22 protein-coding genes are annotated in these 24564 nt (G+C 68.8%); 4 read left to right on the plus strand and 18 right to left on the minus strand.

What is annotated here, in order from left to right; all coding sequences use genetic code 11:
* Positions 1 to 3: 3 nt before the first annotated feature.
* The 10 genes from ACXJJ3_RS16435 to ACXJJ3_RS16480 form a co-directional block, all read right to left on the minus strand.
* Positions 4 to 1218, minus strand: coding sequence for an amidohydrolase family protein (locus ACXJJ3_RS16435; protein WP_458170966.1), 1215 nt, complete (start codon positions 1216 to 1218; stop codon positions 4 to 6).
* Between the two features lie 2 nt (positions 1219 to 1220).
* Entirely contained in the window at positions 1221 to 2930 is a 1710-nt protein-coding gene (locus tag ACXJJ3_RS16440; RefSeq protein ID WP_458170967.1) for a 2-oxo-4-hydroxy-4-carboxy-5-ureidoimidazoline decarboxylase, read from the minus strand.
* Complete coding sequence (locus ACXJJ3_RS16445) at positions 2924 to 3712, minus strand: ABC transporter ATP-binding protein (protein ID WP_458170968.1); 789 nt, start codon at positions 3710 to 3712, stop codon at positions 2924 to 2926. The genes ACXJJ3_RS16440 and ACXJJ3_RS16445 overlap by 7 nt, the downstream gene beginning before the upstream one ends.
* Entirely contained in the window at positions 3705 to 4694 is a 990-nt protein-coding gene (locus ACXJJ3_RS16450) for an ABC transporter ATP-binding protein (RefSeq protein WP_458170969.1), read from the minus strand. The genes ACXJJ3_RS16445 and ACXJJ3_RS16450 overlap by 8 nt, the downstream gene beginning before the upstream one ends.
* Complete coding sequence (locus ACXJJ3_RS16455; RefSeq protein ID WP_458170970.1) at positions 4691 to 5566, minus strand: ABC transporter permease; 876 nt, start codon at positions 5564 to 5566, stop codon at positions 4691 to 4693. The genes ACXJJ3_RS16450 and ACXJJ3_RS16455 overlap by 4 nt, the downstream gene beginning before the upstream one ends.
* The gene (locus ACXJJ3_RS16460; protein WP_458170971.1) at positions 5563 to 6594 is read right to left on the minus strand and encodes an ABC transporter permease; all 1032 of its coding nucleotides are present in this window, start codon (positions 6592 to 6594) and stop codon (positions 5563 to 5565) included. The genes ACXJJ3_RS16455 and ACXJJ3_RS16460 overlap by 4 nt, the downstream gene beginning before the upstream one ends.
* On the minus strand, positions 6591 to 8135 hold the full coding sequence (locus ACXJJ3_RS16465) for an ABC transporter substrate-binding protein (RefSeq protein ID WP_458170972.1): 1545 nt from the start codon (positions 8133 to 8135) through the stop codon (positions 6591 to 6593). The genes ACXJJ3_RS16460 and ACXJJ3_RS16465 overlap by 4 nt, the downstream gene beginning before the upstream one ends.
* A gap of 7 nt (positions 8136 to 8142) precedes the next feature.
* The gene (locus tag ACXJJ3_RS16470) at positions 8143 to 9681 is read right to left on the minus strand and encodes an ABC transporter substrate-binding protein (RefSeq protein WP_458170973.1); all 1539 of its coding nucleotides are present in this window, start codon (positions 9679 to 9681) and stop codon (positions 8143 to 8145) included.
* A 141-nt stretch (positions 9682 to 9822) separates the two neighbouring features.
* Positions 9823 to 10488 (minus strand): GntR family transcriptional regulator, encoded by a 666-nt coding sequence (locus ACXJJ3_RS16475; RefSeq protein ID WP_458170974.1) that lies wholly within the window; start codon positions 10486 to 10488, stop codon positions 9823 to 9825.
* A 10-nt stretch (positions 10489 to 10498) separates the two neighbouring features.
* Positions 10499 to 11347 (minus strand): sugar phosphate isomerase/epimerase family protein, encoded by an 849-nt coding sequence (locus ACXJJ3_RS16480; RefSeq protein WP_458170975.1) that lies wholly within the window; start codon positions 11345 to 11347, stop codon positions 10499 to 10501.
* Between the two features lie 108 nt (positions 11348 to 11455).
* Here ACXJJ3_RS16480 and ACXJJ3_RS16485 point away from each other — a divergent pair, with 108 nt between their 5' ends.
* Entirely contained in the window at positions 11456 to 12529 is a 1074-nt protein-coding gene (locus ACXJJ3_RS16485; RefSeq protein WP_458170976.1) for an ankyrin repeat domain-containing protein, read from the plus strand.
* Between the two features lie 48 nt (positions 12530 to 12577).
* On the opposite strand, the gene ACXJJ3_RS16490 is transcribed toward ACXJJ3_RS16485, so the two are convergent.
* Genes ACXJJ3_RS16490 through ACXJJ3_RS16500 form a run of 3 tightly spaced genes read right to left on the minus strand, consistent with a single transcriptional unit; the run spans position 12578 to position 15566 of the window.
* Positions 12578 to 13543 (minus strand): MBL fold metallo-hydrolase, encoded by a 966-nt coding sequence (locus ACXJJ3_RS16490; protein ID WP_458170977.1) that lies wholly within the window; start codon positions 13541 to 13543, stop codon positions 12578 to 12580.
* On the minus strand, positions 13543 to 14337 hold the full coding sequence (locus tag ACXJJ3_RS16495) for an enoyl-CoA hydratase/isomerase family protein (protein ID WP_458170978.1): 795 nt from the start codon (positions 14335 to 14337) through the stop codon (positions 13543 to 13545). The genes ACXJJ3_RS16490 and ACXJJ3_RS16495 overlap by 1 nt, the downstream gene beginning before the upstream one ends.
* Positions 14328 to 15566 carry a CaiB/BaiF CoA transferase family protein gene (locus ACXJJ3_RS16500; RefSeq protein WP_458170979.1) on the minus strand — a complete coding sequence of 413 codons (1239 nt, stop codon included), beginning with the start codon at positions 15564 to 15566 and terminating at the stop codon, positions 14328 to 14330. The genes ACXJJ3_RS16495 and ACXJJ3_RS16500 overlap by 10 nt, the downstream gene beginning before the upstream one ends.
* Positions 15567 to 15689: 123 nt before the next feature.
* Between ACXJJ3_RS16500 and ACXJJ3_RS16505 the strand changes: the two genes are divergently transcribed.
* The gene (locus ACXJJ3_RS16505) at positions 15690 to 16643 is read left to right on the plus strand and encodes an anion permease (RefSeq protein ID WP_458170980.1); all 954 of its coding nucleotides are present in this window, start codon (positions 15690 to 15692) and stop codon (positions 16641 to 16643) included.
* Positions 16640 to 17281: a DUF47 domain-containing protein gene (locus ACXJJ3_RS16510; protein ID WP_458170981.1), complete on the plus strand. Its 642-nt coding sequence runs from the start codon at positions 16640 to 16642 to the stop codon at positions 17279 to 17281. The genes ACXJJ3_RS16505 and ACXJJ3_RS16510 overlap by 4 nt, the downstream gene beginning before the upstream one ends.
* 10 nt (positions 17282 to 17291) lie before the next feature.
* On the opposite strand, the gene ACXJJ3_RS16515 is transcribed toward ACXJJ3_RS16510, so the two are convergent.
* On the minus strand, positions 17292 to 17981 hold the full coding sequence (locus ACXJJ3_RS16515; RefSeq protein ID WP_458170982.1) for a FadR/GntR family transcriptional regulator: 690 nt from the start codon (positions 17979 to 17981) through the stop codon (positions 17292 to 17294).
* Between the two features lie 149 nt (positions 17982 to 18130).
* The gene (locus tag ACXJJ3_RS16520; protein ID WP_458170983.1) at positions 18131 to 20839 is read right to left on the minus strand and encodes a phospholipase D-like domain-containing protein; all 2709 of its coding nucleotides are present in this window, start codon (positions 20837 to 20839) and stop codon (positions 18131 to 18133) included.
* 104 nt (positions 20840 to 20943) lie between these two features.
* Here ACXJJ3_RS16520 and ACXJJ3_RS16525 point away from each other — a divergent pair, with 104 nt between their 5' ends.
* A complete protein-coding gene (locus ACXJJ3_RS16525) occupies positions 20944 to 22044 on the plus strand; it encodes a metallophosphoesterase family protein (protein ID WP_458170984.1) in 1101 nt (366 codons plus the stop codon).
* Here ACXJJ3_RS16525 and ACXJJ3_RS16530 read toward each other — a convergent pair.
* Genes ACXJJ3_RS16530 through ACXJJ3_RS16540 form a run of 3 tightly spaced genes read right to left on the minus strand, consistent with a single transcriptional unit; the run spans position 22023 to position 24563 of the window.
* Positions 22023 to 22832 carry an HAD family hydrolase gene (locus ACXJJ3_RS16530; RefSeq protein ID WP_458170985.1) on the minus strand — a complete coding sequence of 270 codons (810 nt, stop codon included), beginning with the start codon at positions 22830 to 22832 and terminating at the stop codon, positions 22023 to 22025. The two genes, ACXJJ3_RS16525 and ACXJJ3_RS16530, sit on opposite strands and share 22 nt — an antisense overlap.
* Positions 22829 to 23641 carry a carbohydrate ABC transporter permease gene (locus tag ACXJJ3_RS16535; RefSeq protein WP_458170986.1) on the minus strand — a complete coding sequence of 271 codons (813 nt, stop codon included), beginning with the start codon at positions 23639 to 23641 and terminating at the stop codon, positions 22829 to 22831. Before ACXJJ3_RS16535 ends, ACXJJ3_RS16530 begins: the two co-directional genes overlap by 4 nt.
* Entirely contained in the window at positions 23634 to 24563 is a 930-nt protein-coding gene (locus ACXJJ3_RS16540) for a carbohydrate ABC transporter permease (protein ID WP_458170987.1), read from the minus strand. The genes ACXJJ3_RS16535 and ACXJJ3_RS16540 overlap by 8 nt, the downstream gene beginning before the upstream one ends.
* Position 24564: the final 1 nt, after the last annotated feature.

Raw genomic sequence — 24564 nt, forward strand, 5'->3', positions numbered from 1 at the left:
TGGTTACTGGTCCTTTCCGACGTGCACCTGCACGCCGCGGTGGAAGACGTACCGCCGAGGTGTGCGCCGGGCGATTGCCTCGGCGCTGCACGTTGCGGGGGTGAGGAAGAAGCTCGCCTGATCGCCGGCGGCCGGCCAGGCGCGGGTGCGGTCGTCCTGCCAGCGGCCGGCCGGGCCCGCCGCGTAGTGGAGGGTCTGCGCGATGCCCCATTCGTCGGACACGCCGAGGCGCTGGGCGAGGATCCACAGCTGCTCGACCAGGTCGCCCGGCCCGAACGGCGTCAGGATGTCCATGATGCTGTCGCTGCCCAGGCTGACGTCGACCCCCGCCTCGTCGAGCGCGCGGAACGGGAGCAGCGCGCCGTTCACGCCGACCGTCGTACCGACGCCGACCCGCGCCGCCGCGAGCCGCGACGCCAGCTCCCGGACACTGTCCGGCGACGCACCGGACAGCGCATTCGCGTTGCTTAAGGCAACCTTTCCTTGCCATCCGGTCGCCTCGACGAAGTCCAGGATCCGCGAGATCTCGTACAGCCCGAGGCTGCCGCCGTCGTGCAGGTGGAAGTCGATCCCGGCGCCGTGGTCGACGGCGAGCCCGAACGTCACGTCCAGCGCCTTCGCCACATCGCCCTCGATCCGCGCCGGATCGATGCCGCCGACAACCGTCGCGCCCAGCCCGAGCGCCTGCTCGAGGAGCGGCGCGATCGTCCCGTCACGCAGGCCGTGCTGCGGGTAGGCGATCACCGTCCAGTCGACGTCCGTCCGGGAACGCAGGACGTCGAGCAGCCGTTCGACGTTCCGGGTGCCGACGATGTGGTCGACGTTGCAGTGCGCGGCGACCGTGGTGGTACCGCGGGAGATCAGCAGGTCGAGGATCGCGTTGCTGCGGACCGGGATCTGCTCCGACATCTCCGGCAGCAGCCGCTCCTCCTCCGCGAGCCACGACCGCCCCGGAATCGGCGCGCGCCACGGGCCGCCGTAGAACGTCTTGTCGAGATGGATGTGGGTGTCGCGCAGCGCCGGCATCAGCAGCATCCCGTCCGCGTCGAACACCCGGCGCCCGTCGTCGGGCGCGCGTCGGCCGCGCAGTACCTCGACGATTACGCCGTCCTCGATCCGCAGGGCGCAGCTGTCGACTTGCGTCTCGTACGCGCCGTCAGCCTGCTGCACGATCGACGTCTCCACGCCGACCCGGTCGAGCCACCAGTCCGCTGTCATCATCACCCTTTCGCCGATTTCGTGACGGTACGCCGGGCCCGGCCGAGGAGGATGCTGGTGACGTCACGGCGCACCCGGGTCAGCTCGGCGGACGGCGTACTGCGTAGAGCTGTCTCGAGCACCGTCGTCACCTCACGCGCCGAGCGGCCGCCGGCGTGGACGACGGGCGGGAAGCCGAAGTGCGCCTCGTACGCCTGGGCGGCATCGATCAGCGCGGCGCGATCGGCGGCGTCCGAGGTGGCGATGCCTGCTTCCTCGCGGCGGGACTGGTCGGACAGCGGCTCGGTCCCGTCGAGCCGGCCGAAGCTGCTGAGCAGGTCGATCAGTTCCCCGACCGACAGCCCGTCGACAACCTCACGCACCTCCACCCCGGAGGCGGTTGCGTGGAGCAACTCAGAGGCGGTTACCGGGGGTTGCTCGGCCGGCGCGTCGCCGCGTAGCTCGGAAACAGTTGCGTGGAGCAACTCCGCCGCTTCGGACGGCTCCAGCCAGCGCGGATACTGCGTGCGCTGAGCGACGGCTCCATCCAGCCGCACGCGCACCTCCGCGACCTCCTCATCCGTCAACTCCACCCCACACGACTCCGCCAACGCCCGCGTGAGGTCGTCCGAGCTGAACCCGCCCCACACCCACCGAACCTCAGCCCCCATCCGAGCCGGCACCAACCCATGACTCACCGGCGGAAACGCATCCTGCCCGGTCCGGATCGCCGCCGCCGCATCCCCCGGCATGTGCTTCAAGTACGCATACCCACCGGTCAACGGCTTCAACGCCGGCACCGGCAGCTGCGACTCCTCCGCCACCACCCGAGACACGTGCGCCAGCCGCTCCAGATTCAACCCCGTATCAACCCCGTACAGCACCTCCAACGCCAACGCGACCTCCTCCAGCGCCGCGAACCCGCACCGATAGGACATCCCGTTCACCGAAACATCCGGATGCGCCCCCTCACTGGCCGCCGCAAGCGCCCCTGCTGTCGCCAGTCCGAACTCGTCGTGCATGTGCATCGTCACCCGCACCTCCTCCCCGACCCCGCCCCGGAACTTCCGGACGAACGCCCGCATCGCCTCCGGCCCCATCGAGCTCGTCGAGTCCATCAGGTCCAGCCGTGTCACCCCGAGTTCCACCGCGTGCCGGCTTGCCGCGACCAGCTGGTCGAAGTCCCGGAGCCCGACCTGCGCGAGCGTGATCGTCGTCGTCACCCCGAGCCGATCGGCCTCCGCGACGTACGCCGCCAACTGGTCGGCCTGCCGCGCCTCCGCGTCCCGGTCCGGCGCGGGCACGATCCCGGGTGCGATCATCCGGGCGCCGGCGTCGACGAACCGGTGCAGCGCCGCGATCGGGTCGAGCTTCCCCTGGTCACGGCCGTTGCCGAGCAGTACGTCCGACCAGACGTTCACCTGCAACGGCAGGTCCGCGTCCAGCACGGTCTGCATCAGCGCCCAGTCCTGTGGCGTCGGCTGGTCGGAGCCGCCGAACGTCACGTTCAGGCAGGTCGTCTCGATTCCGAGCTCTACCAGCGCCTCGGCGATCCGCAGGTAGCCGGCCTGCGTCGCCGCATTGCCCGCGGTGAAGTAGGTCTTGCGGAGCGTCGAGTCGATCAGGTGCACCCGGTCCGGGAAGTCGCCGGTGGCAACCACCTCGGGCCAAAAGTTCGCGGCCGACACATGGTGGCTGCCGGCAACGGATGCCTGACGTTCTGGGTTCAGCATGACTGCCCTTCTGCTGTCGTGGACCGGGCCCGCGGTACGGCCGCCAGCAGGTCCCGGGTGTACTCGTGCTGCGGCCGCTCGAAGATCTGCTCGCGGCTGCCGGTCTCGACGATCGTCCCGTGCTGCAGGACGAAGACCCGTGAGCACAGGTACCGGATGACCGCGAGGTTGTGGGAGACGAGCAGGATCGACAGGCCGAGCTGCTCGCGCATGTCGGCGAGCAGGTTCAGAACCTGCGCCTGCACCGACACGTCGAGCGCCGACACGGGCTCGTCGCAGATCAGCACCTGCGGTTCGACGGCGAGCGCCCGCGCGATCGCGATCCGTTGCAGCTGGCCGCCGGAGAACGACGGCGGCCGCCGATCCATCACCGCCGCGGACAGCCCGACCTTGGCCAGCAACGCCGCGACCCGATCCGGTACTTCGGCCCGCGTGCACCGCTGGTGGATCAGCATCCCCTCGCCGACCAGTTGCGCGACGGTCATCCGCGGGTTGAGGCTGCCGGCCGGATCCTGGAACACCACTTGCACCCGCCGCCGGTACGCCGCCAGCTGCTTGCCGTGCAGGTCCGCGACCGCCCGGCCGTCGAACACCACGCTCCCTTGGTCCGGCCGCTCCAGCGCCAGCAGGCACCGCAGTACGGTCGACTTGCCCGCGCCGGACTCGCCCACCAGTCCGACGGTCTCGGCTGCCCCGACGTCGAGGCTGACGTCCGAGATCGCCCGGACCGGCGGCTTGCCGAAGCGCTTGAACGTCTTCGAGATGCCCCGTACCTCAAGCAAGAACCTCTCCTTCCAGTTCACCAGCCCGATGACACGCCACCAACCCGCCGTGACGCCGCGGTTCCAGCTCCGGTACGTCGGTCGCGCACCGCTCGACGGCGTACCGGCACCGCGTCCGGAACGCGCACCCGGTACCCCGTTCGGCCGGCGCCGGCGGCATCCCCGGCAACGCCACCAGCCGTTCCTGCAGCGGACCGTCGACCCGCGGTACGGCGCCCAGCAGGCCGTCGGTGTACGGGTGTACCGGACGGCCGAGCAGGTCGTCGACCGGCGCCGACTCGATGAACCGGCCGGCGTACATCACCAGCGCCCGCTCGGTCATCGTGCCGACCACCCCGAAGTCGTGGGTGATCAGGATCAGCGCCAACCCGCGCGCCGCAACCACGTCCGCCAGCAGGTCGAGGACCTGCGCCTGCACCCGGACGTCGAGCGCGGTGGTCGGCTCGTCCGCGATCAGCAGGCTCGGTTCGCTGATCAGCGCGAGCGCCATCACGACCCGTTGCCGCATTCCGCCGGAGAACTCGTGCGGGTACGCCCGCATCCGGCGGGCCGCGTCCGCGACGCCGAGATCGGTCAGCAATGCCTGCGCCCGGGACCGCGCCGTACCGCGACGGGTGCCGCGGGCAACCAACGGCTCGGCGACCTGCTCGCCGATCGGCATCGTCGGGTCGAGGGCGCTGAGCGGGTCCTGGAAGATCATCCCGATCTCGGCGCCCCGGACCTTGCTGAGCTGCCGGGGTTTCAGGCCGATCAGTTCGCGGTTCCGCCAGCGGATGCTGCCGCCGAGCTCGGCGGCCTGGTCGAGCTGCAGGATCGCGCGCGCAGTCACCGACTTCCCGCAGCCGGACTCGCCGACGATCGCGACCCGCTCACCGGCGCCGACGCTGAAGCTCAGCCGGTCGACCAGCGTGACCGGCGTACCGTCGTCGGCGGGGACCTTGATCGTCAGCCCGTCGACGGCCAGCAGTTCGTCCGTACTCATGGTCGCCTCGCTCGGGTCCGCACCGTCACAGTGGAGTCGCTCCGGGCGTGCAGCAGGTCGCCGAACAGCCCGAACGCCGTGGTGGTCAGCGCGATCGCGAGACCGGGGAAGAACGCTGCCCACCAGGCGCTCGAGACGAGTCCTTGCGCGCTGCTCACCATCGCGCCCCATTCCGGCGACGGCGGCTGCGCTCCGGCGCCGATGAACGACAGCCCGCCGATCGCGAGGATCGTCGTACCGACGTCGGCGGCCCACTTGATCAGGAGCGGCGGCAACGAGTTCGGCAGCACGTGGACCCGCATCAGCCGCAGCCGGCTGACGCCCAATGCGGTCGCGCCTTCGACGAAGGGCAGCGCCGTGGTCTCGCGGATCGTGCCGCGCAACAGGCGCGCGGTCAGCGGCCAGCCGGTGACGGCCAGCGCGATGATCGTCGACCGCAGGCTCGGACCGAGCCCGGCCGCGACCGCCAGCGCGAACACCAGGGAAGGAAACGCGAGTACGACGTCGGTCAGCCGCATCAGCGCCTCGTCGAGCCAGCGCGGCCCGAACGCGGCGACGGCCGCGACCAGGCTGCCGATCGTCCCGTAGACGCAGACCACGAGGATCGCTGCCGGCATCGTGACCCGTGCTCCGGCGACCAGCCGCCAGAAGACGTCACGCCCCTGCTGGTCGGTGCCGAACCAATGGGCGCCGCTCGGCGGTTGCAGGGCCTCGAGGATGTGCGACTCGTTGACGTCGGGCGCGAACAGCGGACCGAGCAGTGCGACCAGGAGCAGCCCCACGACGACGCAGAGCACGACGAGGTCGAAGTACGGCGGTCGCCGTCGCGGCGCGCGGATCCGCGGGATACCCCACTGGTTGTGGCGGTTCATCGGCTCCCTGCACTTTCCCGGGCCCGGATCCGGGGATCGCGGATCAGCTGGATGACGTCGGCCAGCAGGTTGCTGGCGACAACGATCGCGCCGATGATCAGGACGCCGCCCTCGACCATCGTGGTGTCCTTCTGGCCGACCGCGTTCATCATCAGCGAGCCGATCCCGCTCTGCCCGAAGATCGACTCGACCAGGATCGCCCCGCCGAACAGGCCGCCGAACTCGGCGCAGAGGATGATGATCGCCGGGGTCAGCGCGTGCGGTACGACATGCCGCCGGATCACCCACGACTCCGGCAGCCCCGCGGCCCGGCTGACCATCACGTGGTTGCGGGCGAGCACCCGGACGAGCTCGGCCCGGACCAGGCGATACACGTACCCGATGTTCGGGATCGCCAGCACCAGCGCCGGGAGGAAGAGGTGCTGGATCGCGTCCCAGGCGGCCAGCGGATCACCCGCGAGCAGGGCGTCGACGACCACCGCGCCGGTGACCCGCGGTACCGCGAGCCCCTCGGACAGGGTGCCCGCGACCGGCAGGATCCCGAGCTTGGCGGCCAGCAGGTTCTGCAACATCAACGCCAGCCAGAACGTCGGTACGCCGGCGATCGCGACGACCGCGATCCGCCGTACCGTGTCCGTGACGCCGGCTGTCCGGAAGGCCGACAGCGAGGCCAGCGGGATCGCGATCAGCACCGTGAAGAACACGGTCAGCAGGACCAGCTGGGCAGTGGCCGGAAGCAACGTGACGATCTGGTGCGCGACCGGGCTGCGGCTGGAGTTGGAGACCCCGAAGTCGCCGTGCAGCAGGCGTCCCAGGTACCGCCCGTACTGGACGAACAGCGGCGAATCGAGGCCCAGCCGGACTCGTTCCGCGGCGACCTGTGCGGCGCTCGCACCCGGGCCGGCGGCAACGATCGCCTCGTCGCCCGGGACCAGCTTGAGCAGGAAGAAGATCGCCGTTGCCAGGATCAACAGACTTCCCGCCGCGCCGATCAGCCGCTGCGCGATCAGCCGTGCCAGCACTTTCATCGCGGCTCCTGGCGCTTCAGCTCGACGTACCCGAGGTCCACGCCGCTGGCGGCCGCGATCCGGTCCACCCCGGTGACGTCGGGCGAGTGGTACACGCCGCTCTTGGCGTAGTTCAGCGGCATGATCACGTCGTCGGCGTCGATCAGTTCCTGCGTCTTCCGGTACAGCTCGCACCGCTTGTCGGCGTTCGGCTCGGTCGCCGCCTGGTCGAGCAGCGCGTCGACCTTGGGGTTCTTGTAGGCGCCCTTGTTGGTACCGACGGCCTTCGAGTTGTAGACCTGGGACAGCTCGATCCCCGGCTCGGGGTACGGGAGGTTCTCCGACAGCAGCATCAGCTGCGGGATCTGCTTCCACTCCCGCAGCTTCGTCAGGTAGCTCGGGTAGGTGATCGGCTGCAGGTCGAGCGTCACGCCGAGCTGCTGCAGGTTGGACTTCAGCAGGGTCGCCTTCTGCGCCTGCTCCGCGAACGCCGGCTGGAACGCCATCGTCAGCCTGAGATTGCTCACACCAGCCTCGGCCAGCAGTTGCTTCGCCTGCGCGAGGTCTTGCTTGGACTTCGGCAGGTCCGGGCGGCACGGGAGGTACGACGGCAGCGGTCCGTTCGCCACCTCGCTGTCACCGGCGTCGATCTTCGCCACCGACCCGTCGTAGTCGAACGCGAGCCGGACCGCCTTCCGGACCTTCGGGTTCGCGGTCGGGCCGTAGCTGGTGTTGAAGAAGATCGCGTCCATCCCGCCGCCGGCGGTCGGCTGGTACTGGATCCCGGCCTTCTCCACGACGGCCCGGTCCTGGCTGTTCACGCCGGTGATGTCGATCGTGCCGCTGACCAGTCCGTCCCGGCGGGCCGCGGTCTCGTCTACCTGCAGCTCGACGAACTTCTTCGGGCGCGCGGGGTCGAACGACCAGTAACCGTCGTACCGCTGGGTCTCGATGCGGCCGGGGACCGACGACGTCAGTGCGTACGGTCCGGAGCCGGCGTCGTGGTTGGCGAGCCAGGACTGGCCGAGGTCGGTGCCCGCGTTCTTCTGGACCAGCGCGGAGTTGACGATGTAGATCCGGCTCAGCGCCCCGGCGAACAACGTGTCAGGCTGCGTCAGCTGGATGGTCAGGTCGAGGTCGCCGTCGACGGTCGTGGACTTGTACGACTTCGTCAGCATGTTGATGCCGGCGATCTTGGCGTTCCGGTCGAGCGTGTACGCGACGTCCTTCGCGGTCACCGGCGTACCGTCGTGGAACTTGGCGCCGGCGCGGAGCTTGACCTTGATCGAGCGGACGTCCGCGGAGTACTCGAAGGACTCGGCGAGTTCGCCGACCAGCCTGCCCTGCTTGTCGTACGTCACCAGCGTGTCGTAGAGGATCCGGTCCGCGGCGTCGGTCTGGACGTAGTCCGACCGGGCCGGGTCCAGCGTCGGCACCTGGCCGCGGTCGGCGAACACGACCGTGTCCTTGGCCGCCTTGCCGGCGGCGTTGCCGCCACGGCCGGCGGTGCAGCCGGTGACGATCAGCGTGATCGCGATGCAGCCTGCCACTGCTCTTCTCATCGGGGCCTCACTTCTTCTGGATCTCGAGCCGGTACAGGTCGAACCCGCCGGTCACCGCGTGCTGGTCGATGCCGCCGACATCGTTGGTGTAGCCAATTGCCCCGAGCAACAACATCATCGGCATCACGGCATGGTCGGCCGCGATCAGCGTCTGCGCCTGGCGGTACAGCGTGCAGCGTTGGTCGGCCTCCGGCGCGGCCGCGGCCTGCGTCAGCAGCGCGTCCACCTTCGGGTTCTTGTACGCGGTCTTGTTGGTGCCGACCGCCTTCGAGCTGTAGCTCTGCAACAGCATCACGCCCGGATCGGGGTACGCCGGGGACTCCGTCGCCAGCATCATCTCCGGGACGGTCCGGAAGTCGCTCAGCATCGTCAGGTACGCCGGGAACGTGATCGGCTGGAGCGCCAGCTTGACGCCGATCGCGGCCAGGTTGGACTGCAGCAAGGTCGCGACCTGCGCCTGGTCCGAGAACGACGGCTGGAAACGCAACGTCAGCTTCACGTCGCGGAGCCCGGCATCGGCCAGGATCTTGCGGGCCTTCGCCTGGTCCTGCTGGACCGTCGGCAGTGCGGGACGGCAGTCGAGGTTCGGCGGCAACGGCCCGTTCGCGAGGGTTCCGTTGCCCAACTCGATCTTGTCCAGCGCGCCGCGGTAGTCGAATGCGTAACTGATCGCCTCGCGCACCGCGGGGTTCGCGGCGGCGCCGTACTGCGTGTTGAAATAGACCGACATCAGCCCGTTGCCGGTGGACCGGTAGATCTTGCCGCCGCCGGCCGTGACCGCCTTCATGTCGTGGACGTCGATGTCGGCGGCGTTGATCCGGCCCGCGACGATGCCGTCGCGGCGCGCGCCCGGTTCGTCGACCTGCAGCTGGACGAACGTCTTCGGGCGGCCGGGCTTCGGCGCGAAGTATCCGTCGTACCGATGCAGCTCGACGCGGCCGCCTTCGGACGAGCCGAGCGTGTACGGGCCGGAGCCGGCGTCGTTGCTCGCCAGCCACGACTGGCCGAGGTCGGTGCCCGCGTTCTTCTGCACCAGCGTGGAGTTCACGACGTACACGCGGCTGAGGGCGCCGAGGAACAACGTGTCCGGCTTGTTCAGGCGGATGACCAGGTCGTGGTCGCCGGTGACCTCGGTCGACGCGTACGACTTGGTCATCGTGTCGATGCCCTGCCCGATCCGGCGGTTCCGGTCGAGGGTGTACGCGACGTCCTTCGCGGTCAACGGCGTACCGTCGTGGAACTTCACGTCGGCGCGGAGCTTCAGGCTGATCGAGCGGACGTCGGCGGAGTACGTGAAGCTCGTCGCCAGCCGGCCGGCGAGCTTCCCGTCGGTACCGTAGTCGAGCAGCGTGTCGTAGAGCAGTCGGTCCACGTCGTTCGTCTGCGAGTAGTCGGACCTGGCCGGGTCGAGCGTCGGCACCTGGCCCTTGTGCCCCCAGACCAGGACGTCCTGGGCCGCAGCGCCGCCGGAGGCCGCGCGGCCCGCCGTACAGCCGCTCAGGGCAACTGCCAGCAGGACCAGCGCGGCTCGCCACTTTGTATTCATTCGTTCCCCTCATCAAGGCGCAGTAGAACCAGATCTCCTGAAATAGCAGGAGATCAAAGAGAGGTGTTGCTATGGAATGTATACATTTTGGGTTGAACGCAGACGTGCGTCAAGGCCTGAGCCGCACTGAATCGCGGAAGCTCAGGCCTCGGTGAAGCTCTGCCGCAGCATCCGCAGGGCCGGCTCGCGGCCGGACTCGATGTGGGCGAGCATGATCGACTCGGCCAGCAACTCGTTGCCGTCAGCAATCGCCTGCGTGACGGTGCGGTGCTCCGGGCTCGGGCTCTTCGGGTCGCTGCGGATGGACAGGTAGAACATCCACACCAGCCGCCCCGCCACCGCCGCCATCAGCGACGACATCAACGCGTTGCCGGTCGCGGCCACGACCTCCTGATGGAAGTCGGCGTTCGCCTGCGCGACCGCAAGCGCATCCCCGGCGCGGATCTGGGCCTCCGACTCCTCCAGCCGCTCCCACAACCGGTCGAGCTCGGCCTTCCCGTTCGCCGCCCGCCGTGCGGCCAGGCGCGCGGCCTGACCCTCGAGCGCGATCCGTACGTCGAACACGTGATGCACGGCCTCGTCCGTCCAGCGGCTGACGACCACGCCGCGCCGCGGGAAGCTCTGGATGAAGCCCTCGACCTCGAGCTGCGGCAAGGCCTCGCGCAACGGGATCCGGGACACGCCGAGCTCGGCCGCCAGGCTCTGCTCGGTCAATCGCTGGCCCTGGGGGTACACGCCCGTGATGATGCCGCGTCGCAGCTCCTCGTACAGCCGCGACGACAGCCGCGGCCCGGACGTTTGCTTCACCCCGTCATCCTTACTCCGAACTGCTCCGGTCGCCCAACCCTACCCCTGCCGCACGCAGGAGTTCCCGGCCCCACGACGCGCGCTCCGCCGCCGGGGTCTGCTCGCCCGCGTCCCGCGCGGACCGCAGGACGGCGACCAGCTCCCGGACGTCGAGGTCCGGCTGCAGCGCGAGCCAGTCCTCGTCGTACACCGGCATGTCGAACTCGGCCCGGTGGATGTCGAGGACGTGGTCGACGGGCCGATCGGCGAGCCGCGCGACGATCGCCGGCCACGGCAGGTCGCCGTCGCCGATCCGTCGCAGCCGGCGCGCGAGTCCTTCGGGAGTCCGGACCACCCAGGTGTCGTCGACGAAGACGGTCCGGACGAGGTCGGCGACCCGATCGAGCGCGCGGAGCGGATCCTCGAGGCGCGTCACGACGTTCACCGGACTGAATCCCACCTGCAGGCCCGGTACCTCCGCGGCCAGCCGGCACAGCTCGAACGTCGTCATCTCCTCGTGCGTGCGCATCACGACGGGACGCTCGGCGCGCGCGACCAGCTCGCGAAGGCCAGGCACTCCCTGCTCGAGTTGCCGCGACCAGCTCGCCATCCCGGCCAGCCGGTCCGCGAGCACGCCGAACGACGTGTGGAACGCGGTCACGCCCAGCACTTCGCCGGCCGCCAGCAGGGCGAGCTTCTCCTCCCACTGCAGCCGGTCGGGATGAACCTCGCCGATACTGACCTCGAGACTGATCCCGTGCCGCTCGGCCTCGGCCCGCAGCTCGCGCAGTTCCCCGCGATCGAGCCCAGGACTCACCGCCCGCGGCGACGGCAGCACCAGCACCCGCCCGCCGAGCCCCGCCAGCTCACCGATGGACACATCCCGCAGCATGGCCCCGCAAAGCTCTTTCACAGCTCTAATGTATACAACTATCGATCATTTGACGCCACGTGCTGTGTTTGAGTATTGATCTGTATACTTTCTAGCATGTCCTCCGAGCTGATCGCCGCCGCCTGGCAGAACGACGTCCCCGAGGCCGCCCGGCTGATCGCCGCCGGCGCGGACGTGAACGCGCTTGACGAGACCGTGCAGAGCGCCTTCCTGATCGCGGCCAGCGAAGGGTACGCCGACCTGCTCGACCTCACCCTCGCCCACGGCGCCGACGTCCACAGCCTCGACAGCTACCGCGGTACGGCGCTGATCCGCGCCGCCGAACGCGGCCACGCCACCGTCGTAGGCAAACTCATCCGCGCCGGAGTCCCCGTCGACCACGTCAACAACCTCGGCTGGACCGCCCTCCACGAAGCAGTGCTGCTCGGCCGGGGCACCCCGCCGTACGTCGACACCGTCCGCCTGCTGATCGCCGCCGGCGCCGACCGGGACAAGCCCGCGGAACGCGATGGCACGACGCCGCTGCGGGCCGCGACGGCCGACGTACTCGCCGTCCTGCAGACCGCCCGCCCGGAGTACCCTCCGACCGCGTTGCTCCAGGCGGCCACGACCGGCGACGCGAACCTCGCGGCGGCAGCGTTGGCGGCCGGTGCACCGCTGGAGTCCCGCGACGGCAATCGCCGTACCGCACTCCTGCTGGCGTCCTTGAACGACAACGTCGACGTCGCCCGCCTACTGGTTGCCCTGGGCGCAGACCCGAACGCCCAGGACGACCGCCTCGACTCCCCCTGGCTGGCCACCGGCGTCACCGGGAGCGTCGCGATGCTCGAAACCCTGCTCCCCGCGAACCCCGACCTCAACCTCCGCAACCGCTTCGGCGGCATCTCGATCATCCCCGCCAGCGAACGCGGCCACGTCGCCTACGTCCGCCGCGTCCTCCAGACCGGCATCAACGTCGACCACGTCAACAACCTCGGCTGGACCGCCCTCCTCGAAGCCATCATCCTCGGCCGCGGCACCACCCCGTGGCAGGAGATCGTCACCCTCCTCCTCCAGTCCGGCGCCAATCCCAACCTCCCCGACGCCGACGGCACCACACCCCTCCAACACGCGCAGTCCCACGGCTACGAAGAAATCGCCCAACTTTTGAATGCTGCGGGGGCGCACTGAGCGAACACAACGTCCCAACTCGATGTCAGGAAGGGTGAGGACGGGTGCTCACGCTGTCAGCGTGGAGACTGCCTGCCCCTCGGAGTTCGTCGTGACCGCGACCCGACGCTGCATGATCAGCCGCTCGAGATGGCCGACCACCGGAAACGCGAGCGACATCTCGGTGTCCTTCACTGGCCAGCGCGCGACCTGCTCGTTGATGGCCGGGAGGATCTCCTGCAACGTGGCCGGTCCGCGGTCAGAGAGCGAGCCCACGACGGCTCGGTCGAGCTCGTCAACGAACGCACGGCTCTCCCGCAGGAACCTCAGTGCGTCGTCCCCGGCGAAAACCCCGTAGTGGGCGGTGCAGAGCATCCGCGGCGCCGCCCGCTCGAGGAAGGCGATGGTGTTCAGATAGTCGTCGACGTGGCGGTACGTCGGAGCGAAGGCCGGGGTGCCGTCGGCGAGCGGGACCGACGTACCGAGCACCGCATCCGAGATGCACCAGGTATCGCCATCGCTGTCGTACAAGGCCAGATGTCCGTCCGTGTGTCCCGGCACCGAGTGCACCTGCACCTGACGGTTGCCCAGGTCGAGCAGCTCTCCGCCGTTCAGGCGATCGTCGACCCAGTCCACCCGCGCCACCGAGCGACACCAGGCAATGCCGTCCGGCGACTCGTCGTACCGCCAGGGCTCGCGGAAGCCGCGGACCCGTTCGTCCTCGAACCTCTCGTAGTTCTCGATCAGCTCGGCGTCCAGCCGGTGCGCACCGACCCGGGCTCCGGGCAGCTGGTCGTGGACGTCGGCAACGCCGCCGAAATGGTCGACGTCGGCGTGCGAAACCAGCGCCCAGGCAACCGACGCCGGATCAACGCCGTGCGTGCCCAGGTATGGCAGCACCGCGGATGGAATCGCTCCATCGACGCCGGTGTCGAACAGGACCGCGCGGTCGTCGCCCCGGATCAGCCAGAGCGAGTTGACGCGATCGCCCAGTGGCGTGTCGATGCGGTGCACACCCGGTGCCAGTTCGACCATCAGCGGCCCTCGAATCGCGGGGTTCGGTGTTCGGCGAACGCGGCGCGTCCCTCGGCCGCGTCGGCCGTCGTCATGCAGGCGGCGAACGAGTCGTTCTCGACCAGCAGGCCGACGTCCAGTGGGATGTTGCCGACCATCCGGATCATGTTCTTGGTGCGCTGAACGGCGATCGGCGACAGTGCGACGATCGCCGCCGCCAGCGCCTGTGCCGCCGGCAGCACCTCGTCGTCGGGCCGCAGCTCCTCGACGAGGCCGATTCGCAGAGCCTCGTCCGACTCGATCCGCTCGCCGGTCAGCAGCATCCGGCTCGCATGTCCCGGCCCGACCGCGCGGGTGAGCAACTGGGTCGCGCCGGAGCCGCCGTGCCAACCCCAGCGGATCTCGCTGGCCCCGAAGGACGACCTGTGACTGGCGATCCGGGTGTCCGACGCACAGGCCATCTCGAGCCCGCCGCCGATGCAGTAGCCGCGGATCGCCGCGACGACCGGTGCACGGATGAGCCAGATGGCACGCGCATAGTCCTTCCGGGCGTCGAACCGGTTGCGGTACTCCCAGTCGCTGCCGTACTCGCCGAGGTCGTTGATGTCGCTGCCGGCGCAGAACGCCCGCGAACCGGCGCCCGTCAGCACGACTGCCCGGACGTCGTAGTCCTGGTTCAGGTCGTACACGATCTCGTTCATCCGCCGGTCCATCGCGACGGTCATCGCGTTGAGTTTGGCCTCCCGGTCGATGGTGACGGTCGCGACGTTCCCGTCCTTGCTGACGACGATGCCGCCGTCCTCACCTACGCCCATGTCTGTTCGATCTCCTGCTCGCTCGGGTCCACGTCCACGGCCCGTACCGCGCCCGCGGCGATCAACTGCTCGACAACCTCCGGCCGTACTCCGGCCTCGCCGAGGATCTCCCGGCTGTGCGCGCCCAGTGCGGGTGCACCCATCCGGACACTCGGCGCCGTCCGCGACATCCGAATCGGCGGCCGGACTGTCCGGATCGACGTCCCGAAGTACTGCGGCTGCTCCACGAACGCCCCGCTCTCCTGGACGTCGCGGTCGGCGGCGAGCTGCTCGTAGTCGTACACCGGGCCGGCCCAGACGCCCTCGGCATCGCACCGCTCGATCCACTCGGCGGTGGTCCGGCCGGCGAAGCGATCGCGGATCCGTGCGTAGACGGCGTCCTTGTGGACGTGGCCGTCGTTGTAGTGCTCCAGACCGATCAGCATGTCGTCGTCGAGCACCTTGCCGAGTGCGGGCAGCGGGCACATCGCCAACGTGAGCCAGCCGTCGGCGGTGCGATACACCCCGTACGGCGCCGGGATCGACGCGTGCGCGGTCGCCTCCTGGGTGCGCTCCGGCTGAACCCCCGTGTTCAGGAAAGTGACCAGTTCCTGGAGCTGCGCATCGAGGACGACGCTGAACAGGTCGACCTCGACATGTTGCCCCTGGCCACTGATCGCCCGCTCCTGGAGCGCGGCCAGGATGCCAATGGTCGCCTGGTAGCCACCCATCACGTCCGCGGCCCACAGCGCACCCGGGGCCGGGGCGTCGCCGGCCTTGCCGACCGACCACATCGACCCGCTGTATCCCTGGATAACGAGGTCCTGGCCCGGCCGGTCCCGCAAGGCGCCCCTCGAGCCGTAGCCGGAGATCGAGCAGTACACCAGCCGTGGGTTGATCTCGCGCGCCTGCTCGTAGCCGATACCGAGCCGCTCCGCGGTGCCGTGCCGGAAGTTCTGCAGGAAGACGTCGGTTCCGGCGATGACCTCGACCAGCGCGTCGTGGGCCCGCGCGTCCTTCAGATCCAGCGCGAGGCTGCGCTTGTTCCGGTTCACCGCGAGGAAGGTGGTCATCTCGCCACCGATCTGGAGGCCGGCGAACCCGTGATCGCGGTTGAACTCCCCGGTCCGCGGGTTCTCGAGCTTGACGACGTCGGCGCCGAGATCACCCAGGCGCATCCCAGCGAGAGGGCCGGCGAGCATCTGCGTCGCATCCACGACCCGCAGACCGGCGAGGGGGGTCCGATTCACCACTCAACCTCCAAAAGTATGATTATCTTACAATAGGACTCTTATCGCGACTGTCAATACTCCAGATCCCCCAGACCTTGACGCCAAGTAATTAAATCATATTATATCTTCGTCACTGAGGGGGTGATCCGGATCGTCCTGACCGTCGTGGCGCTTGCCTTCGCCCTGGTCACCGGTGCGAACGAGGGCGGCGCCATCCTGACCATGGGGCTGCATCTGCGGCCGCTCCGTCCGATCGGTGCGCTGATGGCGCTGACCATCGGCGTCGTGGCCGTCCCGGCGGTGCTCGGCACCGCGGTGGCTCACACGCTCGCGAGCCGGCTCGTCGACGCGGGTGCACCGGACGGCCGGATCGCGTTCGGCATCGGGCTGTGCGGTGCGCTGCTGGTCGTCGCCGTACTCACGACGCTGCGGCTGCCGACCAGTCTCAGCCTGGCGCTGGTCGGCGGTATCACCGGCGCCGGCCTCGGGTTCGGTCTTCCGGTTTCCTGGACGGGTGTCGGCGACATCCTGCTGTTCGGTGTGATCGCCCCGGTGGCCGGAACGTTCGCGGGCGCGGCGTTCGCCGGCGCTCTCCGACGGCTCGGCCGCGGACCGTATCTGCCCGCCGCGGTGCGCTGGGCGACCTGCGCCGCGTACCTCGGCCAGGTGATCGCCTACGGAGCGAACGGAGGCCAGAAGATGATCGCGGTGTTCGCGGTCTGCGGTGCGGCCGGACCAACGTTGGGGATTCGAACGATGCTGGTCATCGGAGGCTGCTTCGGCGCCGGCTCGATCGTCAGCGCCCGCCGACTGGCCGGTGCGTTCGGCAACGACCTGCTGCCGGTCCGCCCGGTCCACGAGTTGTCCGCCGGGCTTGCCTCGACCGCAGCCGTGCTGACCAGTGTGGCCGCGGGCATGCCGGTCAGCATGACCCAGGTCGTGGCCGCCGCGTACGTCGGAGCCGGCGTCAGCGAGAGCCGGCGGCGGGTGCGCTGGACCGGGGTGGCCAGGCTGGGAAGGGCGTGGTGTCTGACCCTTCCGGCGAGCGTCGCGTTGGCGCTCGCCGGCGCCGCGTCCGTGCGAGGCCTGCGATGAGGGCGTCCCGGCTGGGCCGCTTCGTCGGCGACCTGCTCGGCCGCTCGGACAGGCAACTGATCGGCATCATCGGAAGCCAGCTCGACGCCGCGATCGACGGGGCCACGCTCGCTCGGGAGATGGCCGCCGGCGGGCTGCCGGCGGACCAGGCTCGTAGTCGGATGAGCTCGATCGAGCATCGCGGCGACCGGGAGCGCGGGCGCATGGTCCAGGCCCTGGCCGCGACGCTGACCGCCCCGGTGGATCGGGAGGACCTGTTCCGGCTGTCACGCTGCATCGACGACGTGCTCGACAACGTGCGGGATTTCGTCCGCGAGTCGGACCTGTACGCCCTCGATCGCCCGCCGGCCGTCGTACCGGTCCTGGACGCGCTGATCGACGGCCTGCAGGGACTGCAGCAGGCATCCCGGTCGCTGAGCGACGGTACGACGGCCGCGCACGTCACGCTCGGCACGAAGAAGGCCGTCGGCCGGGTACGCCAGTGCTACCAGCACGAGCTGGCCGAACTCTTCGAGCAGCCGCTCGACATGAGAATCCTGAAGACCCGGGAGCTGCTGCGCCGACTCGACGTCGCCGGACTCCGGCTCGGCGAGGCCGCGGACGCGCTGGCCGACGGGATCATGAAGCGCGGCCGCTGATCTCAGCTCATCACTCGGGAATCGACGCCTCACCGGCCTGGCTGAGCAGCGCCTGCATGGCGGTCAGTGCCTTCCGCGGCTGGCGGCGCCGGATGGCGACAAAGACGGCCTCGTGCAACGGAACGGGATCGCTCCAGACGGAGCCGGAGTGCACGAGTACGTCCCGCGCCCGGAGCCCCACTTCGATCACGACCGACATTCGCGTCAGCAACTCGTTGTGGGTCGCCGTCAGCAGCACCCGGTGGAAGTGCAGATCCGCCGTCGTGAGCGCGATCGGGTCGTCGCCGGCGTCCCGCAACTCAGCCAACGCGGCAGCCAACTCTTCGACGTCCTCGTCCGTACGCCGGCGCGCGGCCGCGGCCGCGGCCGCGGGCTCGATCATGTCCCGCACCTCGACCAGGTCGCGCAGCAGGTCGTTGTTGTCGGCCCGGCCGAACTGCCATTGGAGTACCTCGGCGTCGAGCAGGCTCCAGTCCCCACGCGGCCGCACGAAGGTGCCCTTCCGGGGCCGCGCACCGACCAGGCCCTTGGCGGCCAGCACCCTGAGCGCCTCGCGGATGACCGTCCGGCTGACATTCAGCTCACGCTCGATGTCCGCCGGGTCGAGTACGTCGCCGGGCTGGTACTGGCCTTGCACGATCCGGGTGCCGATCAGCTGCACCGCCTGACCGTGCAAACCGCCCTTGTTGACCACATCCACAGTGCTCTCCTCTGACCGGGCCGTACTCGCGGCCGAGGAGGCGCAACGACGACCAGTGCTTGGGTCCAGGTTAGGGGGCGCGGCTGCCCCGGTCGCTGACCTGACCACATTGGGCGCGGCCCCACCGAGTCGGCGGGGCCGCGCTGCCGTCAACTGATGAAGAATCCACTCCGCTCTATCAACTGGGTGGAGTCGTTACGGTCCCAGTCGTCCTCGTAGACCAACGAGAAGTTGCCACTCGGGTCGGCGGCAACCACCGGGTTTACCTGATTGTTGGGAATCACCGGGTTCATCTGGTATTCGCTCAGGGTGCCGGCGTTCGCACCGCCGCCCTTCGTGAAGCCGCGGGCGAAGATGTCCCAACCGGGGTGGTACGGCGTCAGCTCCTCCCACGCCACGACGTAGTCGCCGACATTGTCGAGTGCCACGCTCGGCGCCCGCTGGTCACCGATGTTCGGGTTCGGGACCGGGCAGAGCGAGCACGAATTGCTGCCGACGTACGCGTTCGTCGAGAACAGGCCCTTCGACACCTCGAACTCCGGCGCCGTCGGCGTACCCGAGGCGTTGAACTCGCGTGCCTGGATGCATCGGCCGGTGTCGGAGGCCGTCGGGGCTTGCGCGCCTTGCAGCAGCGAGTACGTGTGGCACGCTGTCCCGCCGGTCCAGAGTTCCCACGCGACGACGAATCCGGTGGCGTTGGCACTGACGACCGGCACGGTCTGGTCGCCGGTGTAGTCGCCGTTCAGCCGCTGCTCGGCCCAGACCGCGGCTCCGGTCGACGTCACCGCACGCCCGTTGATGTCACCGATGCCGTTGGCGTCGGAGTCGTCGTTCCAGACCACGATCGTGGCCCAGTCACCGCCGGACGTCGGGTACACCGCCACCTTGGCCTGCTTGTGGGAGCCGGTACTCGTGCCGTTGACCTGCATCTCGTTCACCTTCGCGGCGACCGAGGTGTACGTCGCCAGCCGGACCTGCGTGTTGCCGGTGACGGCCTGGTCGTCCAGGAAGGACACGCTGAAGTGCCCGTCCGGGGTCATCGCCAGCGAGGGCGAGCTCTGCTCACCGGTCGCCACTGCATTGACCGTGACGCGCGATCCGATCACCGGTGTGGCGGTGCCGTTGTTGGTGACCGAACGCATGACGATGTTGTCACTGCCGTTGTGGTCGTCGTCGTCCTGCCAGGCGACGACCGCGTTGCCGTTGCTGTCGATTCCGACACTCGGAGACTCGTAGTCGCTTCCGGACGATGCGGCCGCCTGCGCCTGGACCGGTACCTCGTAGACCACCGAGCCGTCGCTGCGCATGAGCTTCAGGTAGATCGCCCCGAACTTGCCGGCGGCCGCCGGCGTGGGATTGCCGTTGTCGGCCCAGGCCACCGCCGTGTAGTTGGCGACCCGGGCGATACTTGCCTGCTTCTGGGAGCCCGATGCCGCGGAGTTCACCGTCGTGTACGACGCGTTCGGGTACTTCTCCGGGCTGATCGTGATCGTCTCGGACTTCTGCCGGTTGAAGTCGTCGATGAAGCCCTGGGTGATCGTCGGGTCGGTGATCATCTGGTCCACCTCGGTGTACGACGTGAGCGCACGCCTCGCGAAGTTCTCGGAACCGGTGAGGACCTTCTTGACCGGGGCTCCCGCCGGTGAGGTGCCGTTGACGACCAGGTACTTCTCGTGCGACCCGCCGCCGACGAAGTCGCAGTAGTGGTTGAGCGAGGCTTCCGTGGAGTAGCGGCAGCCGCCCGGCGCCGAGCCGTACACCGTGATCCCGTGGGTGGCGAACACGTTGGAGTTCATGTTGATGTTCGCGGAGGTCGGCATGACGAGCTCGTTGGTATCCGAGCCGTCATTCAGGTTCACCCCGTCGTTGCTCTCCGGCCCGTCCACCGCGTCCATGATCAGTTGCACGGTGCACCCGGCGTCGGCCTGCGCCATCAGGGCGTTGTTCACCGCCGTACGGTCCGAATCCCAGGTGGAGCTTTCGGCGTAGATCTGGCCGCCCTTGCTGCAGTCCACCGAGTTGACGGCGTCCGCGACCGGGTCGTTGGCCTTCGGACGCGGGTAGAAGTAAGTCGTGATGAGCCCGGTCGAGCTGGTGACCGCGGTGGACACCGCCGGGTTGGTGGGCAGTGCGTTCTGCGCGTCCAGGGCGTTCCAGAAGTTCAGGAAGCCGTTGTACAGCGCAGGATCGTCGTAACTCACCACCCAGTTGTTGTGGATGATGAACTGCTGCCGGGTAAAGTTCTGCGATCCGTTGGCGACCACGTTCGTCCGGGTGACGCCGTTCTGGTCGACCGTCTTGGAGAACAGGAAGAACTTGCTGTGCGCGATGCCCGGCTTCCCGCCGTCGGTGCCGATCGAGGACCCGTCGGTGTTGATGCATCCGTGCTCGCACAAGGTCTTGTGGATCGCGGCGTCCATGAGATCTGCGGCATTCTTGCCGTGCTCCGAGTTGTACTCGTCGAGTACCACGGACACGGCGACGCCGCGGCGGGACGCGTTGTTCAGGGCGTCGATGAGGCCGCCGTTCACGTCGGTCTGGATGTCGAAGTTCGTCATCCGGATCGACGCGCCGGCCGGTGTGTTGTCGATCAGCGCGACCATCGCGCTGCTCGGTCCGTAGTCGGGGGTGGCGAGCGGCGGCTGACCACCGACAGGGCCACCGATCAACGTGTGCGGGTCACTGTTGAACAGTGTGATCGTCCCACTCGTGACTGCGGCCGCCGGACCGGCAGCCGGTCCGGCGGCCGCGGGGTCGGGCAGGGCAGTGAGCACGGCGGCCACCAGTAGTGCACCGACGGCCAACGGCCCTCGTCGCCTGGTGATCACGCCTGCATGACGTCGTACGGAATCGGTCATCTTGCTACCTCCGGAGACGGGCGGCAGACTCTGGCCTATAAAAGTTATAGTATGATGATATTCTTTACAACAGTCCGACAGCGTGCGGATATCCTGGGGTGACCATGCGCATCGCTCAGCTGACCGACCTGCACGTCCGGGCACATCTGCCCGGCACCTCCGTCCTCGGCCGCCGCCGCAGTCGCGAGGCGCTCGGGCTCACCTCGAAGGCACTCGACGACGCACGCCGCCGCGGCGCCGAGGTCGTGGTGGTCACCGGCGACCTCGTCGACGTGCCGTCGTTCCTGCTGACCGGCGAGCGGTACGACGCGTTCGACCGCGACCGCTGGCTGTCCGCGGCGGCGGCCGACTACCGGCTCCTCCGCGACCTGCTCGACGGTTCCGGTCTGCCGTACATCGTTGTCCCCGGCAACCATGATTCGTATCCGATGACCGGGTCCGTGTTCGGCACCGGTCCGCTCGTCCGGGAGATCGGCGAGCTGCGTTTCGTGAGCTTCTGGGACCGCGAGGACCACGCCAACATCCCACATCGCCGCCGGGCCGAGCGTGCCCTGTTCGACGACCTGCTCACCAGCACCGGTCCGGATCAGGTGCATCTGCAGCACTTCGTCGTCACGCCGGAGCTGAACGACGACTGGCCGCACACGTACCAGGACGGCCGGGAACTCCGCGGGCGGATCGTGGAGTCGGGTCGCGTCCGGCTCTCCCTGTCGGGGCACTATCACCCGGGCACGGACCTGATCCACGACGGCGGCTCGACGTTCGCGACCGGGTCCGCTCTGGCCGAGGCCCCGCATTGCTACCGGCTCTACGATGTCGGGGCATCCGATGCTCCTGTGCGGATGCAGATCGTTCCACTCCTCGAAGACGGGCCACTTCGGCCGGCCGCGTTCGTGAACCTCGCCCAGTGCTTCGGCGCCTTGCCCGTCCGGTGGGAGGACCTCTTCCCACTCCAGCCGGCCGCAGACGCCGTACTGCGGGATCCGAGTACTGATCGTCTGCTTGTCGGGCTCGTCGATCAGGGCTGGTTCGACACGGCCGGTTCCGTGCCGCACCTGCTCGACGCCGTTCTGGACAAGTGCGCGGAGCTGTTGGCCGTCCACGGCCTGAGCCTTGACGCCGTCTACGCCGGATCGGCAGAACAGGAGGCGGCGGCCGAGCTGCGGCTCGACCTGTCACGCAGCTACTCACTGGACGGCGCCTGACCCCGAACCAGCGCATCGAGGATGGCCGCGACCCCCGCCCCTGAGGGTTTGCTCGCCACGGTGCCGGTGGCCCGGACCACAGCCTCTTTCACCTCAGTGGACGCGTTCGCGACCGTGGCCGAGCGGAAGCCGTGCGTACCGTCGAGCATGCTGCGATCGTTGCCCGAATCACCGATCGCCAGCACCTGACGCGCATCGACACCGAGCAGACGGGCCAGCTCGGCAAGGCTCCGTGCCTTGTCGACCAGTACGTCGTGGAGCTGGACGAGCCGCTTGTTCCGGTTGCAGGCGATCGCCGGCGCCTCGGCCTTCAACCGTGCCCGGAGCAGACCCTCGAGCTGGACCGCGGCCTCCTCCTGCTCCAGCGCCACGACACCGAGTCCGTGGGCGACGGTCTGCTCGGCCGAGAAGTGGTGAGCCGCCGGCCAGCCGTTCCGGCGCGCCTCGGTCAGACTCCACTCGACCCATCGGCTCACCTCGGGAACCAGGGAATGCCAACGCGCGTACGTCGGTTCGTTCCACGCGCTCACCGAGTCGAATCCGTCGGCGCCGCGGATCCAGAGTTCGCGCTCGTCGCAGATCAGCGCCGCGAAGTCCCCGCGATCGAGCCCGTGCCGGGCGAGCACTTCCAGCTGGAAGGCGTGCGGCCGTCCGCTGGCGGTGACCACTTGGACGCCTCGGTCGCGGCACCGGCGGATCGAGTCGATCGTGTCGGGGCGGATTATCTCGCCACCCTCGAGAATCGTTCCGTCGAGGTCCACGGCGACCAGCCGCACCACTGGTGTCACCGCATGCCCCGGGCGTAGCCGGTGATCAGCTGGCGCTGGAACACCCCGAACAGCACGAGCACCGGCAGGCACACCAGGATCGCACCGGCCGCTACCAACTGCCAGGCCGCACCGGACTCGGAGGACTGGGTGAACAATGCGAGGCCGACCGAGACCGGACGCCGCTCGTCGCTGCTCGTCACGATCAGCGGCCAGAAGAAGTCGTCCCAGTGGTAGCTGAACGAGATCAGCAGGAACGACAGCACGGCAGCCTTCGCACTGGGTACATAGATCCGCCAGATGATCGTCCAGAGACTCGCCCCGTCGATCCGGGCCGCCTCCTCGTACTCGATCGGGATACTCCGGAAGTTCTGCCGCAGGAAGAACGTGCCGAGCGCCGAACCGAAGTACGGGAGCATGATGCCGATCAGCTGGTCCAGCGTGCCCAACTGCTTCATCGTGATGTAGTTCGGTACGACGAGCGCGGACAGCGGGATCATCATCTGCAGCAGGTAGATGTAGAACAGCAGGTTCCGGAACCTGAAGCGCATCCGGGCGAACGCGTACGCCGCCAGCACCGACGTCACCAGCTGCACGAAGATCGTGCCGAAGGCAATGATGCAGGTGTTCAGGTAGTACCGGCCGAACGGTGCGGCCTGCCACGCGGCGGTGAACGTGCTCAGCGTCAGTCCCCGCGGAAACAGGCTACCCGCGACCGAGTCTGTCTGCGATCGCAGCGAGGTCACCGCGATCCAGAGCAACGGCACCAGCCACAGCGCGGCGAGCACGAGCGCTGCGGCCGTCCGCGACGCCTTCAGTGTCCTAGTCAAGTGGCTCGCCCCGCATCCGGTCGACGACGAAGATCTGTATCGCTGCGATGACCGCCAGGATCACCAGGAACACCACCGACTGCGCCGACGCCCATCCGGTGTTCTGGTACGAGAACGCCGTGTCGTAGATGTTCATCAGCAGGACGCGCGTGGAGTCGGTCGGGCCGCCCTGCGTCATCACATACACGAGGTCCAGGGTCTGGAACGCACTGAACAACGACATCGTGAAGACGAACACCAGCGTGGGCCAGAGCAGCGGGATCGTGATGTGCCGGGTCACCCGGACCTGCGACGCTCCGTCCAGGCGGGCCGCGTTCTGGACGTCGGGGTCGATCGCCTGCAGCCCGGCCAGCAGGAAGATCGCGAAGAAGCCCGCCTGTCGCCAGGTGGCGACGGCACCGATCGCCCACAAGGCCGTCGACCGGTTCGTCAGCAGCGACACCGACCCCAGGTGCAGGAACGACGTGAGCTGTGACAGCAGGCCGTAGTCGGGAGTCATGATGAACAGCCAGATGGACGCCGCACTCACCATCGGCAGCACTATCGGATAGAAGAACGCCCCGCGGCACAGTCCCGCGACGAAGCCCTTGCGGTTGATCAGCAAGGCAATCAACAGCCCGATCGCGACCGAGACCGGTGCGACGACCAGCGCGTAGATCACGCTCGTCGTCAGCGACTTCAGGAACACCGGATCGCTGAAAACGGCCCGGAAGTTCGCCAGGCCGGTGAAGGTCGGGTCGGGGTGTGCCGTGTTCTCGCGGAACAAGCTGCGCACCAGCAACGACCCGATCGGGTAGACGGTGAACACGACGATGAACAAGAGGCCCGGAAGGACGAGCAGGTAGGGCGTGGCGGGCGCGTACCGGAGCCGCGCGCTGGAGCGGACCCGCACCCGCGCCGCCACGAGATTGATCGCTGTCACA

The organism is Kribbella sp. WER1 (genome assembly GCF_054189145.1).

What these genes read in the sequence shown, in the direction of transcription:
- ACXJJ3_RS16435 (WP_458170966.1), bottom strand. Translation starts at nt 1,218, where the DNA reads ATGACAGCGGACTGGTGGCTCGACCGGGTCGGCGTGGAGACGTCGATC.
- ACXJJ3_RS16440 (WP_458170967.1), bottom strand. Translation starts at nt 2,930, where the DNA reads ATGCTGAACCCAGAACGTCAGGCATCCGTTGCCGGCAGCCACCATGTG.
- ACXJJ3_RS16450 (WP_458170969.1), bottom strand. Translation starts at nt 4,694, where the DNA reads ATGAGTACGGACGAACTGCTGGCCGTCGACGGGCTGACGATCAAGGTC.
- ACXJJ3_RS16455 (WP_458170970.1), bottom strand. Translation starts at nt 5,566, where the DNA reads ATGAACCGCCACAACCAGTGGGGTATCCCGCGGATCCGCGCGCCGCGA.
- ACXJJ3_RS16460 (WP_458170971.1), bottom strand. Translation starts at nt 6,594, where the DNA reads ATGAAAGTGCTGGCACGGCTGATCGCGCAGCGGCTGATCGGCGCGGCG.
- ACXJJ3_RS16465 (WP_458170972.1), bottom strand. Translation starts at nt 8,135, where the DNA reads ATGAGAAGAGCAGTGGCAGGCTGCATCGCGATCACGCTGATCGTCACC.
- ACXJJ3_RS16470 (WP_458170973.1), bottom strand. Translation starts at nt 9,681, where the DNA reads ATGAATACAAAGTGGCGAGCCGCGCTGGTCCTGCTGGCAGTTGCCCTG.
- ACXJJ3_RS16485 (WP_458170976.1), top strand. Translation starts at nt 11,456, where the DNA reads ATGTCCTCCGAGCTGATCGCCGCCGCCTGGCAGAACGACGTCCCCGAG.
- ACXJJ3_RS16490 (WP_458170977.1), bottom strand. Translation starts at nt 13,543, where the DNA reads ATGGTCGAACTGGCACCGGGTGTGCACCGCATCGACACGCCACTGGGC.
- ACXJJ3_RS16495 (WP_458170978.1), bottom strand. Translation starts at nt 14,337, where the DNA reads ATGGGCGTAGGTGAGGACGGCGGCATCGTCGTCAGCAAGGACGGGAAC.
- ACXJJ3_RS16510 (WP_458170981.1), top strand. Translation starts at nt 16,640, where the DNA reads ATGAGGGCGTCCCGGCTGGGCCGCTTCGTCGGCGACCTGCTCGGCCGC.
- ACXJJ3_RS16520 (WP_458170983.1), bottom strand. Translation starts at nt 20,839, where the DNA reads ATGACCGATTCCGTACGACGTCATGCAGGCGTGATCACCAGGCGACGA.
- ACXJJ3_RS16525 (WP_458170984.1), top strand. Translation starts at nt 20,944, where the DNA reads ATGCGCATCGCTCAGCTGACCGACCTGCACGTCCGGGCACATCTGCCC.